16 protein-coding genes are annotated in these 14,259 nt (G+C 51.3%); all 16 read left to right on the top strand.

The annotated features are described in order from the left end of the window. The first annotated feature begins 201 nt into the window (after positions 1–201). The 16 genes from rpsP (at position 202) to QZP87_RS08545 (ending at position 13,744) form a co-directional block, all read left to right on the top strand. Positions 202–441: a 30S ribosomal protein S16 gene (gene rpsP / locus QZP87_RS08470; RefSeq protein ID WP_291322486.1), complete on the top strand. Its 240-nt coding sequence runs from the start codon at positions 202–204 to the stop codon at positions 439–441. 238 nt (positions 442–679) lie between these two features. Beyond that, a complete protein-coding gene (locus QZP87_RS08475) occupies positions 680–913 on the top strand; it encodes a KH domain-containing protein (RefSeq protein ID WP_291322500.1) in 234 nt (77 codons plus the stop codon). Between the two features lie 5 nt (positions 914–918). Then, positions 919–1,446: a ribosome maturation factor RimM gene (gene rimM / locus QZP87_RS08480; protein ID WP_291322487.1), complete on the top strand. Its 528-nt coding sequence runs from the start codon at positions 919–921 to the stop codon at positions 1,444–1,446. 54 nt (positions 1,447–1,500) lie between these two features. Next, positions 1,501–2,778: a tRNA (guanosine(37)-N1)-methyltransferase TrmD gene (gene trmD, locus QZP87_RS08485; RefSeq protein WP_291322488.1), complete on the top strand. Its 1,278-nt coding sequence runs from the start codon at positions 1,501–1,503 to the stop codon at positions 2,776–2,778. Positions 2,779–2,860: 82 nt separating this feature from the next. Then, a complete protein-coding gene (rplS, locus tag QZP87_RS08490) occupies positions 2,861–3,220 on the top strand; it encodes a 50S ribosomal protein L19 (protein ID WP_291322489.1) in 360 nt (119 codons plus the stop codon). A gap of 79 nt (positions 3,221–3,299) precedes the next feature. After that, positions 3,300–3,938, top strand: a complete 639-nt coding sequence (locus tag QZP87_RS08495) for a ribonuclease HII (protein WP_291322490.1) — start codon at positions 3,300–3,302, stop codon at positions 3,936–3,938. After that, complete coding sequence (locus QZP87_RS08500; RefSeq protein ID WP_291322491.1) at positions 3,920–4,318, top strand: YraN family protein; 399 nt, start codon at positions 3,920–3,922, stop codon at positions 4,316–4,318. The genes QZP87_RS08495 and QZP87_RS08500 overlap by 19 nt, the downstream gene beginning before the upstream one ends. After that, complete coding sequence (gene rsmI, locus QZP87_RS08505) at positions 4,248–5,105, top strand: 16S rRNA (cytidine(1402)-2'-O)-methyltransferase (RefSeq protein WP_363331004.1); 858 nt, start codon at positions 4,248–4,250, stop codon at positions 5,103–5,105. Before QZP87_RS08500 ends, rsmI begins: the two co-directional genes overlap by 71 nt. A gap of 510 nt (positions 5,106–5,615) precedes the next feature. Continuing rightward, on the top strand, positions 5,616–6,377 hold the full coding sequence (locus QZP87_RS08510) for a PTS system mannose/fructose/sorbose family transporter subunit IID (protein WP_291322492.1): 762 nt from the start codon (positions 5,616–5,618) through the stop codon (positions 6,375–6,377). Positions 6,378–6,516: 139 nt separating this feature from the next. After that, positions 6,517–6,801, top strand: coding sequence for an HPr family phosphocarrier protein (locus QZP87_RS08515; RefSeq protein WP_291322493.1), 285 nt, complete (start codon positions 6,517–6,519; stop codon positions 6,799–6,801). 220 nt (positions 6,802–7,021) lie between these two features. Beyond that, positions 7,022–8,791, top strand: coding sequence for a phosphoenolpyruvate--protein phosphotransferase (ptsP, locus tag QZP87_RS08520; protein WP_291322494.1), 1,770 nt, complete (start codon positions 7,022–7,024; stop codon positions 8,789–8,791). Positions 8,792–8,839: 48 nt separating this feature from the next. Continuing rightward, positions 8,840–9,610, top strand: coding sequence for an ABC transporter permease (locus QZP87_RS08525; RefSeq protein WP_291322495.1), 771 nt, complete (start codon positions 8,840–8,842; stop codon positions 9,608–9,610). Between the two features lie 144 nt (positions 9,611–9,754). Further along, a complete protein-coding gene (locus QZP87_RS08530; protein WP_291322496.1) occupies positions 9,755–10,549 on the top strand; it encodes an ABC transporter ATP-binding protein in 795 nt (264 codons plus the stop codon). 89 nt (positions 10,550–10,638) lie between these two features. Beyond that, positions 10,639–12,156 carry an MlaD family protein gene (locus QZP87_RS08535; protein WP_291322497.1) on the top strand — a complete coding sequence of 506 codons (1,518 nt, stop codon included), beginning with the start codon at positions 10,639–10,641 and terminating at the stop codon, positions 12,154–12,156. 337 nt (positions 12,157–12,493) lie between these two features. Beyond that, positions 12,494–12,763, top strand: a complete 270-nt coding sequence (locus QZP87_RS08540) for an amphi-Trp domain-containing protein (protein WP_291322498.1) — start codon at positions 12,494–12,496, stop codon at positions 12,761–12,763. Positions 12,764–12,880: 117 nt separating this feature from the next. Then, positions 12,881–13,744: a LytTR family DNA-binding domain-containing protein gene (locus tag QZP87_RS08545; RefSeq protein WP_291322499.1), complete on the top strand. Its 864-nt coding sequence runs from the start codon at positions 12,881–12,883 to the stop codon at positions 13,742–13,744. Positions 13,745–14,259: the final 515 nt, after the last annotated feature.

Consider the following 14,259-nt stretch of genomic DNA (forward strand, 5'->3'; position numbering starts at 1 on the left):
GGGACAGGCACTCCGGGACCCACTTGAGCATCATTTTGTGCTCAAAATGACTCGATTTCTGGGACAAGTGGGTCCCGGAAGAGCCAGTCCCCATGCCACATGCAAAGCGCTAAACAGATACACAGCGAAGCTTATTATTGATCTACTGACTGATTTGAACCTGATAACACTAAATTATACCATAGAACGGGGGATGACTAGATGGCTCTAAGACTCAGACTTACCAGGATGGGATCCAAAAAGAAACCGTTTTACAGGCTGGTGGCGCTTAACAGCGAGACCAGGAGGGACGGACGGGCTCTGGAATACCTGGGGTATTACAACCCCCTCCAGAATCCGCCGGAGATCAAGATAGACATGGACAAGGTCAAGGCCTGGATGGACAAGGGCGCAAAGCCCACCAATACTGTGCGCTCGCTGCTAAAAAAGGCCGGTGCCTGATCATTGCGGCCTGGTGTGAGCAGGGACTGACTGCATGTACACTTTTTATCCCGCCAAGTCGCCTGACATGAGCCAGGAGACAGTGGTCAGAAGCAGTAAAAAAAAGCACCTGATGAACACTTAATGAAGCCATGCCAAATGCAAAGCACTAAACAGATACTGTTTTTTTTCGTCAACGACCAAAGCTGGGCAATTACCTGAAAATCTCAATTGAATCGAGCGACAATCGGAGGTGATTATTATGAAGGAATTGATTGAATACATTGCCAAGTCATTGGTGGATAATCCGGATCAGGTCGAGGTCGCCGAAGTGGAAGGAGAACAGACGGCTGTCATTGAGCTTAAAGTGGCTAAGGAAGATCTGGGCAAGGTTATTGGACGGCAGGGGCGCACCGCCCGCGCAATGCGCACCATTCTTGGGGCAGCATCCACCAAGGCTCAAAAAAGGACTGTTCTGGAAATAATCGAATAGAAAAAATGGCTGCCAGGAACCTGTTTGTTTGCGGGAAGGTGGTCAAACCACATGGTCTTAAGGGGGAGCTCTGCATAATCTGGTATGCAGACTCCCCTTTGTTGTTGCAGGGTCCAGACAAGATATTTCTGCGCCTGCCGGGTAAGCGCCCTGTACCCTTCAGGACGGTGGGATTAAGAGAGCACCAGAAGAGGCTTCTACTGCAACTGGATAATGTCAGCGGCAGGGATCAGGCTGAAGAGTGGCGTGATGCAGAAATCCTGGTCGATGCCCGGATTTTGCCCCCGGCAGATGAGGAAGAGATCTATCTGCACCAGCTTCTGGATTGCCGGGTATATCTGAAAAGCGGTGCATATATTGGGCTTGTTCAGGGATTTTTTCCCCAGAAAGAGGGGGAGGTCTGGCAGATTGTCAGTGAACATGGCCGGGAGGTCCTCTTTCCGGCAGAGGATGATTTTATCCTGGAGCTGGATCCGGAGAACCGAAAGATCGTCATTGATCCTCCGGAAGGTCTTCTGGATATATACCTGTAACAACGCTTCACCCAGGCGGTCAGGGACCGATTAACCGGGGCACTCAGGAATAGCGTGCATTTCTATATCATTACTCTTTTTCCGGAATATTTTGAATCTCCACTCAACTGTGGATTAATGGGCAAGGCCCTGCAGAATAACATTCTGGAAATCTCCAGGATAAATCCCCGCGATTTTACACTGGACAGGCATAGAAGTGTTGATGACCGGCCTTACGGGGGAGGACCCGGGATGGTCATGCTTCTGGAGCCCATTATAAAGTCCCTGAAATCACTGCCGCAGGACTGCACAAAAATCATGCTGACCCCCAAAGGAAGGCTTATGGATCAGGAGATGGCTGCCGGTCTGTCCAGGGAAAAGAACATCGCCCTGGTCTGCGGGAGGTACGAGGGTATAGATGCCCGTCTGGAAGACCTGGTCGACCTGGAACTTGTATCCATTGGAGACTACGTATTAAACGGGGGGGAAACTGCAGCACTTTGTATCATGGAAGCGGTGTCAAGGTTTTTACCCGGTTTTCTGGGAAAGCAGGAATCTGTCGGGGAAGAGAGTTTTTCTTCAGGCCTTCTGGAATACCCCCACTATACCAGACCGGAGGCGTACGCTGGATTCAGGGTCCCTGAAGTCCTTCTTTCCGGTGATCATGGCCGCATTGCCCGCTGGCGGAGGCAAAAGGCCCTGGAGAACACCCTGAAGCTTCGCCCTGAAATCCTGGAAAGCCAGCACCTGACTCCTGAAGATCTGGATTTTACCAGAAATCTGCAGAGGCTTCGCCCGGGTCGGAACCTTTTTATTTCCCTGTTGCATCACCCGGTAAAAAATAAAATGGGACAGGACAGCACAACATCTTTGACAAACCTTGATATTCATGATATTGCCCGCGTTTGTGCCACTTACGGTCTGGGCGGTTATTTTCTGTGTACCCCACTTCTGGATCAACAAAACCTTGCCCGCAGGCTCCTTGAGCACTGGACCCAGGGCGCCGGGGCGAGGGCCAATCCGGATCGGGCCAGGGCTCTTTCCACTGTAAGGGTGGTGCACTGTTTGCAGGATGCGGTACAATACGTACACAACCTTACTGGTGAATGTCCCTGTATAGTCGCCACCAGCGCTTCCGGACCGGGAGACATCAGTTGCAGGCAGGTATTAAAACACCTGCGCACAAAACCGGTGCTGATGGTGTTGGGGACAGGTTACGGATTATCCCGCAGTGTTTTACAAGACGCGGACCACATGCTTGGACCGGTGCGCTTTCTGGAAGGATACAATCACCTCTCGGTACGTTCTGCAGCCTCCATAATCGTGGATCGAATCCTTGGTGATTATGCCTGATGGTCTGGGTACAGCATAGGCAAAGCAAGGCTGTAGCGGGCAATGGTATTACATTCAAAATTTTTCGTCAGGAGCAGCGTTAATGAATATTATGCAGCAGATTCAACAGGAGCAGATGCGCACAGATATTCCCACCTTCAAGGCTGGGGATACCATAAAGGTCCATGTGCGAATCATAGAAGGGGAAAAGGAAAGAATCCAGGTCTTCCAGGGGACCGTTCTCAGGGTAAAGCGTGGAACCACCAACTCCACGTTCCTGGTGCGCAAGATTTCCGACGGTGTTGGAGTGGAAAGGGTGTTTCCTCTGAATTCCCCGTTTATTGAAAAAGTAGAAGTGGTTACCCGAGGCAAGGTCCGGCAGGGTCGCATTTATTTCCTGCGCAAGCTCAGGGGCAAGGCTGCACGCATCAAGGCCAGGACTGACTGGCATAAAAACAACTGATCCTGCAGTTCAGTGCTTGGCAAGGGGGGAATATGCAAGGCTTCAGCAGTCAGGTCCATCCCCTTATCAGGAGGTAGCGGTGAAGCACAGGGCATATCATGCCCGGAATAATCGGTCTGGAGACGGCGGACTTCCGGCTGCAGGAGTGGATGAGGCCGGCAGGGGCTGCCTGGCAGGGCCTGTAGTGGCTGCCGCTGTCATCCTGCCTTCAGGCCAGGCCATTCCAGGCTTGACTGACTCCAAAAAATTGTCCCCTGCTACGCGCCTGAGCCTGGTCCCTCAAATCAAGGCTGCAAGCCTGGCCTGGTCGTTGGGACTGGCCTGGCCCAGAGAGATAGACTGCATAAATATCCTGCAGGCTACCCTGACGGCCATGAAGAGGGCGGTCCTGTCATTAAGGCCCTGTCCAGAGAGAGTGCTGGTTGACGGCAACCAGACAATTCCGCTTCATATCCCCCAGGAATGCATTGTTCGGGGAGACATGTCCGTGCCTGAAATTTCAGCGGCATCGGTTTTGGCCAAGACCTTCAGGGACAGGCTGATGTTAAGCCTTGACAAACGTTATCCCGGCTACGGTCTAGGCCTTCATAAGGGATATGCAACCAGTAAACACCTGCAGGCACTAAAACAACTCGGCCCTTCACCCATTCACAGGAAAAGTTTTAAAGGGGTCCTTCCCAGAGTATCGGAGACAGTGCCTTGGCTGCCCATAACTTAGACCTGGGACGCTACGGAGAAGAGGTCGCCGGCAGCTACCTGTTGGAGCAGGGATACAGGATCAGGGAGCGCAACTGGAGGTCCAGGGCAGGAGAGCTGGACCTGGTCTGTACTCAGGATGACTGCATTGTCTTTGTTGAAGTCAAAACCCGGACCCTTGACAGCATGGGTCATCCCCTGGAAAGCCTGGGCTTCAAACAGCGCAGAAAGCTGTTGCGCACAGCCGGCATGTATCTCAGTCGGCACAACATGTGGTCCAGGGAAAGCCGTTTTGATTTTATCTGCATCACGGTAGGCCGGGAAGTCCAGATTGATCATATCCAGAACGCCCTCGAATTCAGCTCTCTGGGTGGTGGCTACTCCCCTTGGCAACCCTGGTGATATATCAGGGCGCGCCCTGGAGGTGCTCTCAGAGTGTGACCTGGTCCTGGCTGAAGATACCAGGCGGGCAGGAATGCTTTTTAAAAACCTGGGTATCAGGGCCAGGGAGTTTTTGAGCCTGCATGAACACAATGAAGCCGGACGGATACACCAGGTAGTCTCCAGAATCATGGCCGGGGGAAACTGTGCCCTGATAAGTGATGCAGGTACACCGCTCATGGCGGATCCAGGGTATCGTCTGGTAAGATATTGCCGCGAATCAGGGATCGACGTGATCCCGGTACCGGGGCCCTGCTCAATTGTAGCGGCCCTGGCAGCATCGGGCCTGCCGCCGTACCCCTTTTCTTTTCTGGGTTTTCCGCCCAGAAAGGCTTATGAAATTGAGAAGACCTTCAAAACCTGGCAGGAAATTCCTGCCACCCTGGTTTTTTTTGAGCGGAAAAACCGCATCACAACCACCCTGCAGATAGCCCTGCAGGTACTGGGGCCCAGGGAATTTTGTCTTGCCCGGGAGCTCACCAAAAAGTACGAGGAATTTATCATCGGCCGTCTGGACAGCATAGAACTGGATGCGGACAGGCTGCTTGGGGAAATTACGGTTATAATCGCCCCTCAGGATCCCGGTGGATCTGCAGAAGACACCCAAAGCGTGGAGCTTCTCATCTCCGAGTGCCTGAAACAGGGGTTGCGTCCCAGAGAGGTGGTTCAGGAGGTGCGAAAGCATGCCAGGGGGTGGAGCGGCAAGGAAATCTATGCGTTAATGCATACCATGCGCAGAGATGCTTAAGAAATATTTGTGACTGTATTTGTTTAGTGCTTTCCTAAAAACGCTAAACAGATACTAAAGCGGACTATGCCCGCAACCCAAGAAAAAGAAGTACTCTTATCCCAATTGGGACAGTCCCCGCGTCAACATTTTTTTGGTTACTGAAATCTTTAATTCACAAAACTGGTTGCCTTTTATCTGGTTGGATCTTAGCGGGGACAGTCCCATTACCAGGCGCTGAAACCCCGTCTCTGTTCGAAATTTTTCTTGTTTTTTATGACAGGGTCTCAGGAGTAAATCACTAATTTTTGAAGTTTCGCTGTAGTGTTTAAATGAAAAGATAAAGTCATCAGGCGGTTAACGATGGTAATGTTCCGGAAATTCGCAATGCTGGAAATTGTCAGTAACCACAGGACGATGCTAAGGAATTATTAACTGTCCAGTGATCATAACTGTCACACATAGCGCTGAACTGCTACCCTGATTCAAAGTTCAGCTGCAGCGTTAAGATTACGTAAACAAGGCTTTACCATGGCCCATCCAGACATTAAATGCCTTAACAGGTGTTTACTGCGCAGCCAGCTGACCGGCAGCGCCTTCAACACCCGGGGGCTTCAGAATATCGGCCTGGCCTATGCTCTGGAACCGGGCCTGCAAAAAATATATACCGGTGACCCACAGGGGCTTCAAAAGGCCAGGCGCAGGCATCTCAAATTCTACAACACCCATCCATACTGGAATCCGTTGCTGGTAGGGGTTTTTTTGAATCTGGAAAGCAAGATATCCAGACAGCTGTTTCCACCTGCATCAATGCCCAGTGTAAAATCAACACTTGTATATACCCTCTCGGCCATAGGTGACTCTTTTTTCAGTGGCAGCCTGATGGTGACCTGGTCTCTTTTAACCATTCTGCTTGTCGCAGCAGGTTTTATCTGGCCTGCTGTCATCCTGGGGTTGGTTTTTTTTCTGACATTGCAGGTTTTTAAGGCGTATGTGTTTTTTCAGGGCTACGTCCATGGCATTTTGTTCATTCAGCGACTCAAGAGATGGAATCTAATTAACTGGGGCATCAGGCTCAAAGCTTTCAATGCCTTGCTTTTGCTTTGTTTTTGGCTTGTCATTTGGCCCTTTCAGTGGCAGTTATTTACCTTTATCGGGGTATGTGTTCCGGGGCTTCTACTGGCCTGGCTCTACAGAAGGATTCAATGGAGCCGTGAGGTTTTTCTGGCAGTGGTGTTTATTCTAGGCCTGCTTCTTCCCTGGGATCTACTGAGCTCAAGTATAGGGTTTTAAGGCATATCCCCGGATAAATCCAATGTAACCATTCAGGGGGTCCTCGGTGTTGATTACTGGCAGATTGCGGCATCCCCTGAATGGTTACAATCCAGTTAGCTGATACCTTTTTCAAAGTCTGGCGGAGGCATTTTAATATATGGCGGAAGATATCATTTGCGAGACTACAATTAGCCTGCATAACGAATTCGGGCTGCATGCCCGGCCTGCAGGAAGGATAGCCAAGGCCGCTCAGCAGTTTGAAGCCAATATCATGATTGCTTTTAACGGACGTGAAGTGGACGCTAAGAGCATTCTGGATATACTGAGTCTGGCAGCGCCCAGCGGAAGCGCACTGCGAATTCAGGCCCGGGGGGATGATGCCAGGTATGCAGTGGAGCATTTGGAAAGTATCTTCAGGGATAATCTTGGGGAAGACCGCTGAGGATACCGTATCCGACTTTTTGCAGGTGCATCTTAAAGAGCGATTAATGCTTTTATCACTACAGCGACACTTTGGGTATATTATCGTCTTGGCCACCAGGGACAGGCACCCCGCACTTATTTTTAAAATCCGCCAGCCTACTGTAAGCAAAATAAGTACGGTGAGCCAGTCCCCTTCCAGCTTAAATAAAGTGTCGCTGTAGTGTCAGGTGAAAAATATTATGGCCTCAAAAGTATTCAAAGGTATTCCTGTATCGGCGGGTTTAGCCATTGGCAGGACTTACTTCCTTAACCGGGAGGCAGGCACCTCCATAGTCCGGATCTATATTGTCCCGGAGCATGTGACTCAGGAGGTGTCCAGGCTCAAGCAGGGCTTCAACACAGCTCTGGAAGAGCTGGAGAAGATTCTGAAAAAAGTGCCTGTGGATCTCAAGGAGCAGGCTGCCATAATCGACTCGCATATAATGATTTTGCGGGACAAAAAGTTTCAGAAATCGGCATGCGATTATGTAAAGTCCAGGCTGATCAATGCCGAGTGGGCTCTGGAACATGCCGTCAACGACATAGAAAAGGCCTTCAGCCGGATAGAGGACGAATACATCCGCAGCAGGATTCAGGATGTGAGACTGGTTGCCGGACGAGTGCGCAGCAAGCTCTACGGTCAGTCCAAAAACTATGACAGCAAACCCGAGAGGATGATCCTGCTGGCCCATGACCTTTCTCCGGCAGATACCATAGAACTCAAACTGGAAAAGATCATGGCCTTTGCCACCGCCACCGGCGGCAAGACTTCGCATGCCGGTATAATCGCACGCTCCCTGCAGATACCAGCCATTGTGGGCGCTGAAGGCCTGGAAATGATCCAGGATGATGATATAGTGATTCTGGACGGTTTCAGCGGCAGGATAATCGTTGAGCCGGATGAGAAAGAACTGACTCATTACACCGATCTAAAACAGCGTTTTTCAGATTATTACTCCCAGATCAAACGCAACTGCTACCTGCCCGCCGAAACCATAGACGGCTACCAGATGCAGGTTCTGGCCAACATCGAGCTTTTTGAGGAGGTGACTGCCGTCATAGACAACGGAGGCGAAGGCATAGGTCTGTATCGTACCGAGTACAGCTTTTTAAATCGCAACAGCTGGCCTTCTGAAGATGATCTTTACGAAGAGTATCGGGATATGGCCTCCATTATCTATCCCCAAAAGGTAGTGTTTAGAACTTTTGATCTGGGAGCGGACAAAATATCGCCGCACTTCGGCCCCCTGGATGAGGTTAATCCGGCTCTGGGGCTCAGGGCCATCAGGTTTTGCCAGCAGAATCCGGGTATTTTCAGGGCTCAGATTCGAGCCATCTTAAGGGCCAGCACACTGGGAAATGTTGCCATTATGTTTCCCATGATTTCCGGTCTGCAGGAACTGCGGGAGGTCAAGGAGATATACTTCAATGTCCGGGAAGAGATGTCCAGGGAAGGCCTGCCTTTTCAAGAAGAGGTTCCCTTCGGGATAATGATCGAACTCCCCAGCGCTGTTTTTATAGCAGACGTTCTGGCCAGGGAGGTGGATTTTTTCAGCATAGGCACCAATGACCTCATTCAGTATTCCCTGGGAATTGACCGCACCAACAGGTATGTATCCTACCTTTATCAGCCCCTGCATCCAGCAATCCTTCGGAGCATCAAATATGTCATTGACGCCGGTCACGAAGCAGGCATCGAGGTCAATGTCTGCGGGGAAGTGGCTGCTGACCCTTACTGCATTCCTATTCTCATGGGCATGCAACTGGATTCCATCAGTCTCAATCCCCAGGCAATACCGGGCATCAAGCGCATTATCCGGCAGACAACCATGGATGAATGCAAGGATCTTCTGAAACAGGTCATGCACAGCAGTCAGGTGCACCAGAGCAATCGCCTGGTCAGAGACAAGATTTTCACCCGGTTTCCCGAAGAGCTCATGTTTTATACTTCTCTAATTGAAGAGTCCTGAGAGTTTCAAGTTGCAAGCTTTAATTACTAAAACGCGGGTGCCGGCAGCATGAAAACCATCCTTGGCTGGCTGGGGCATCAGTTTCTGGGGCTTCTTCAGGAACTGGGCCGGATTATGGTCCTTCTTCTCCAGGCCCTGTCCTGGCTGGTCAGACCTCCGTTCAGAATAAGACTTTATTTCAAGCAGATGGAGTTTATCGGGGTTAACTCCCTGTTTGTGGTGGTACTGACTTCCCTTTTTACAGGTATGGTTCTGGCCCTGCAGACATTTTACGCCTTCAGCATGTTCGGGGCAGAGACCCTGGTAGGGGCAACGGTGGCCCTGTCCATGACCCGGGAGCTGGGACCTGTGATTACAGGGTTGATGGTAACCGGCAGGGCGGGATCCGCCATCTGCGCAGAGATAGGCACAATGCGGGTCACCGAGCAGGTTGACGCGTTGACGGTCATGGCCATAAACCCGGTGCAATACCTGGTGCTGCCAAGAATCGTGGCCGGATTCATTATGCTGCCCCTTTTAACCATAGTAAGCGATGCCATGGGCATCCTGGGGGGGTACCTGGTGGGGGTGCAGCTGCTGGATATCCACGGGGGCATGTTCATGAACAAGATTCAGGAGCATGTCACACTGGCGGATGTCTACAACGGGCTCATAAAGGCCTCGGTCTTCGGGGGCATCCTGACCCTTGTGGGCTGCTACAAGGGTTTTTACACCCGCGGAGGGGCCGAGGGGGTGGGTAGATCAACCACTCAGGCCGTGGTCATGTCCTCGGTGCTCATACTGGTGAGCGATTATTTTCTTACCGCGCTGATGTTCTAGAAGTCGGATGTCGGAAGTCGGATGTCGGAAGTCGGATGTCGGAAGTCGGATGTCGGAGGTCGGAGGTCGGGAGCCGGGTGTCGGATGTCGGAGGGCGGATGTCGGATGTCGGAGGTCGGGGGTCGGATGGAGTAACCTCAAGGAATGGCAGTACTGCTCAAACAGAGGGTCATGATGCAGCAGGACCAGGATATTATACATATAGAGAGCCTGTACAAAAGCTTCGGGGACTTCAGAGTGCTGGACGGCCTGGATCTGGCACTGGAGAAAGACCGGGTCAACATCATAATCGGGCGCAGCGGAGGTGGTAAGAGCGTACTCATCAAGCATATCATCGGTCTTTTAAAGCCGGATAGCGGCCGTATTCTGGTGCGCGGGGAAGACATAGTTCCCTTGAACGAAAGGCAGATGGCCCGGGTGCGCAAGGATTTCGGAATGCTTTTTCAGGAAGCCGCCCTTTTTGACTCTCTGAATGTGCACGAAAACGTGGCTTTTCCCTTGCATGAACATACCTCAAAAAGTTACAGTGAAATTGACGAGGTGGTGCAGTCCAAGCTGGCAGCTGTAGGCCTGCAGGGCATGGACAGAAAGATGCCTGCAGAGCTTTCCGGCGGGATGCGCAAGAGAGTAGGACTGGCCAGAGCCCTGGCCCTGGAACCCAAAATTGTGCTTTTTGATGAGCCTACTTCCGGGCTGGACCCTGTCATGGCTGCAACAATAAATGATCTTATACAGCGTACCAGGCATGAGTTCGGAGCCACCTGCATAGTTATCAGCCATGACATAGACGCTACCATGAAGATTGCCGACAATATATTCATGCTCTATCAGGGCAGGATAATCGCCCGGGGAAGCCCGCGGGAAATCCGTGAAAACAGTGATCCGGTGGTGCGACAGTTTATCAGGGGCGAGGCGCATGGTCCTATCCAGGTAAATTAGCCCTGCTTTTTTTAATGGTGCTAAACAGATACGTTAAAAACATAACCGCCTTTCACTTCAGGTGAATCGGCTGATAAATCAGAGATCTTATGACCAAAAGTCCAAACGTCGAAATCAAGGTGGGCATATTTGTCCTGGCAGCCATTATTTTGTTGGGGTATCTAACCACATTAATCACCAAAGACCGGATAATCACCAGGGATACCTACAAGGTAAATGCTTACTTTGATAATGTGTCTGGGCTGCGCACCAATTCCCCGGTGGAGATAGCCGGGATAGACGTGGGCACGGTCAAGGAGATCACCCTGCACCAGAACAGGGCCAGGGTGACTATGGCCATACGACCGGATATTACACTTCACGCCGACTCCCAGGCTACCATCAGGACCAGGGGGGTGCTTGGGGACAAATTCGTGGAAATTAACCCCGGCAGTGCCACCCAGCCCGTCCTGGAAGACGGTGGAGTGGTGTCCCGGGGGGTGCAGCCTACAGATCTGGACCAGGTCATGGCCCGCATAGGCGATATCGCCGACGATATCAGCGAGGTTTCCAGGAGTGTTTCCAATGTGTTTGGAGGCCCGGAAGGAGAGCAGGATATGCGGGAATTTTTTGAAAACCTGCGGGAAGCGGCGCTGCACCTGAACCAGATCGTGCAGACCAATGCCAGGGGTATTGAGAATATCGTGGCCAACCTGCAGGATTTTTCCGGGGACCTGAGGGCCATTAGTGAGGCCAACAAGGAAGGGGTTACCCATATAGTGGATAATTTTGCCGAGGCTTCCAGGCAGCTCAACGTTTCCCTGAACCAGCTGGGGGAGATAATGGATACAGCCCGGCACGGGGAAGGTCCGGTGGCGACCCTTCTGGAAGACCGCCAGATGAGTGAGGACATGCGCCGTACTGCTGCTTCCCTGGAAAGCCTCACCCGCAAGCTGGACGAAGGCGAAGGCACCCTGGGCAAGCTCATAAGCGAGGATGACACCGGCAGAAAGATTGACGATGCCCTGGACGGGATCAACGAGTTCCTGGACCGCTTTGACCGTTTTCAGACGGTGGTGGATTTTCGCAGCGAATACATGGCCAGGACCGGGGACATGAAATCATACCTGGACCTGACCCTGCAGCCGGCAGAAGACAGGTTCTATCTGCTCTCCCTTGTAGCGGACCCCAGAGGCCGCACAAGGACCACGGAATCCGTGGAGCGGACAAGAGTAGATGGAGGTCGGTGGAAAGTAACGGAAACTATAGAGGATAAAACCTATAAGGAACGGTTCAAGTTTTCAGCCCAGCTGGCCAAGAGGTGGAACGACTTTATCCTGCGGGGGGGGCTTATCGAATCCACAGGCGGATTCGGGATGGATTACTTTCTCTGGGACGAGCGCATCAAGCTCTACACTGATGTTTTCGACCTGGGAGCTGATCGCCCGCATCTTAAATCCGGCGCCAATCTCTATTTTATGGACAATTTTTACCTTACCGCCGGGCTTGACGATTACCTGAGCAAACAGGGGGGGAGCTCGTTTTTTGGAGGCCTTGGTTTTTATTTTACAGACGAGGATCTGAAATACCTCATGTCATCGGTTCCAGTTCCTGCAGGTGATTTTTAATTTGTATCTGTTTTGCACTACAGCGACACTTTATTCAAGCTGGAAGGGGACTGGCTCTTTTGCCGCCGGATAGTCCGGCCGTTTTAAGGTTTGAGGTCGGCAAAAGAGCCAGTCCCCGTGCTACATGCAAATGGCTATACTGTTACATAATCAGCAAACTTAACAGGAGGTATCTGTTTAGCGCTTTAAAGGAAAGCAGGGGACAGGCACTCCGGGACCCACTTGAGCATCAATTTGTGCTCAAAATGAATCATTTTTTGGGACAAGTGGGTCCCGGAAGAGCCAGTCCCCATGCCACAAGCAAAGCGCTAAACAGATACAACGGGAGGATATCAGCATGGAAGTTGTCCTTTTTAAAAGCGAGGAAAAGAAGAGTACCCAGGAAGTGGCTGCAATATTGCGTCAGATCGCGGATAAGGTTGAGGGAGGCGAGGTGGTCCTGACCCGGGGCAATGAAGAGGTTCGGCTACAGATACCTCCCAATGTCACCCTGGAACTGAAGGTGGAGGAGGAGACCAAGCGGACCACCAAGAAGTCCCTGGAGATTGAGATAGAATGGCCTGAAGGCGACGAGGGCAGGCCCAGGGGGGATGTAAGCATCGGATAGGCAGCGGCGGTGTCTGCCGCCGCTCTGGTAAGAATATGTTCAAGCTTTACCAGGCTTGGAAACAATCCCTGGCGGGATCTCAATATCAGCAAAACGCAGGGGTCCGGGGTTTTTTAAATGTCTACTTTAAAGGCTTTGATAGTACATCCTGACCGTGAGGTGGCCCTCAGGTTGCGAGAGTTTTTTTCCGGAGAAAAGAGGATTAAAATCCTCGGCGAGGCGGTAAGCGCCAACGAGGCTCTGGAACTGCTGGAAAGCATATCTTACGATGTTTTTTTTCTGGGCATTGATCTGCCTGAAGGGGTCAACGGTATGGAACTGACCCAGATCCTGGCTCAGAGAAAACTCAGGCCTCACATAGTCTTTATCGCCGGGGATGAACGGCACGCCTACAAGGCTTTTGAACTGGGTGCAGCCGATTACCTCATCTGGCCCTTTGAGCCAGGCAGGATTGAAAGTACCGTAGAAAGACTGCTTCGGTATGCAGAACTGCCGCGAATCGTACAGAGAGATGAGTATGAGGGGCTCAGGGCCGACCGTTCCAGGGATGAGAAAACCGTTCATCTGCCCATGGCGGATGCTGACGAGGATTCATTTTTAAATGCCCTGCGCCAGGCCTGGGACATTACCACCAGAAAGCACCTGGAAATCGAAAAGCTGCCCATAAACCAGGAGGGCAAGATGCTGCTGGTGCCCTACAATCAGATTGTTTTTGTGGAGGCCTACGAAGATTACAGTTTTGTACATACATTCAAGGATAAATTTTTGACTTCATACCGGCTTAAAATCCTGGAGGAAAGACTAAATAAGTACGGTTTTTTCCGGGTACACAGAAAGTACCTGGTGAACCTGGAAATGGTCACCGAAATTGCTTCCATGCCCGGAAGTAATTTCATGTTGAGAACCGCAGGCAGGACAAAAATCGAGTTGCCCATAAGCCGCAGGCGCATAAACGATTTAAAGCAGATCCTGGGGCTTTGAAGCTGCTCACCGTTCAACCCTGCCTATCAGCCTTTAGTCGATTATCGATATATTTCCCTGGTTTAATATATCAATACAGCGAAACGGTTTTATCCGCAGGGGACTGTTATTCCACGTGCTTTTTTTTCCTGATAAGACGTATCTGTTTAGCGCTTTTTTTGGAAAGCAGGCTTCCTGCCCGGAGGCATACGGCCCGGAGGGGTGCTGGCTCTTCCTCACTGTTTTTTCCGGGAAAACGCAGATCTTTTTTATAAAAAAGTGCGGGGGTGCCGGTCCTCAATTGAGACAGGCTGTAAAAGCATATCACTACAAGCGACACTTTGTGAAAATTATCGCCTCGGCCACCGGGGACAGGCACCCGGCACTTATTTTCCTAAGGAAGACTTACGGATTAGTATCTGTTTAGCGCTTTGCATGTGGCATGGGGACTGGCTCTTCCGGGACCCACTTGTCCCAAAAAATGAGATATTTTAAGCACAAAATGATGCTCAAGTGGGTCCCGGAGTGCCTGTCCC

The sequence above is a fragment of the Desulfonatronospira sp. genome, from assembly GCA_003563255.1.
Taxonomy (GTDB): domain Bacteria; phylum Desulfobacterota; class Desulfovibrionia; order Desulfovibrionales; family Desulfonatronovibrionaceae; genus Desulfonatronospira.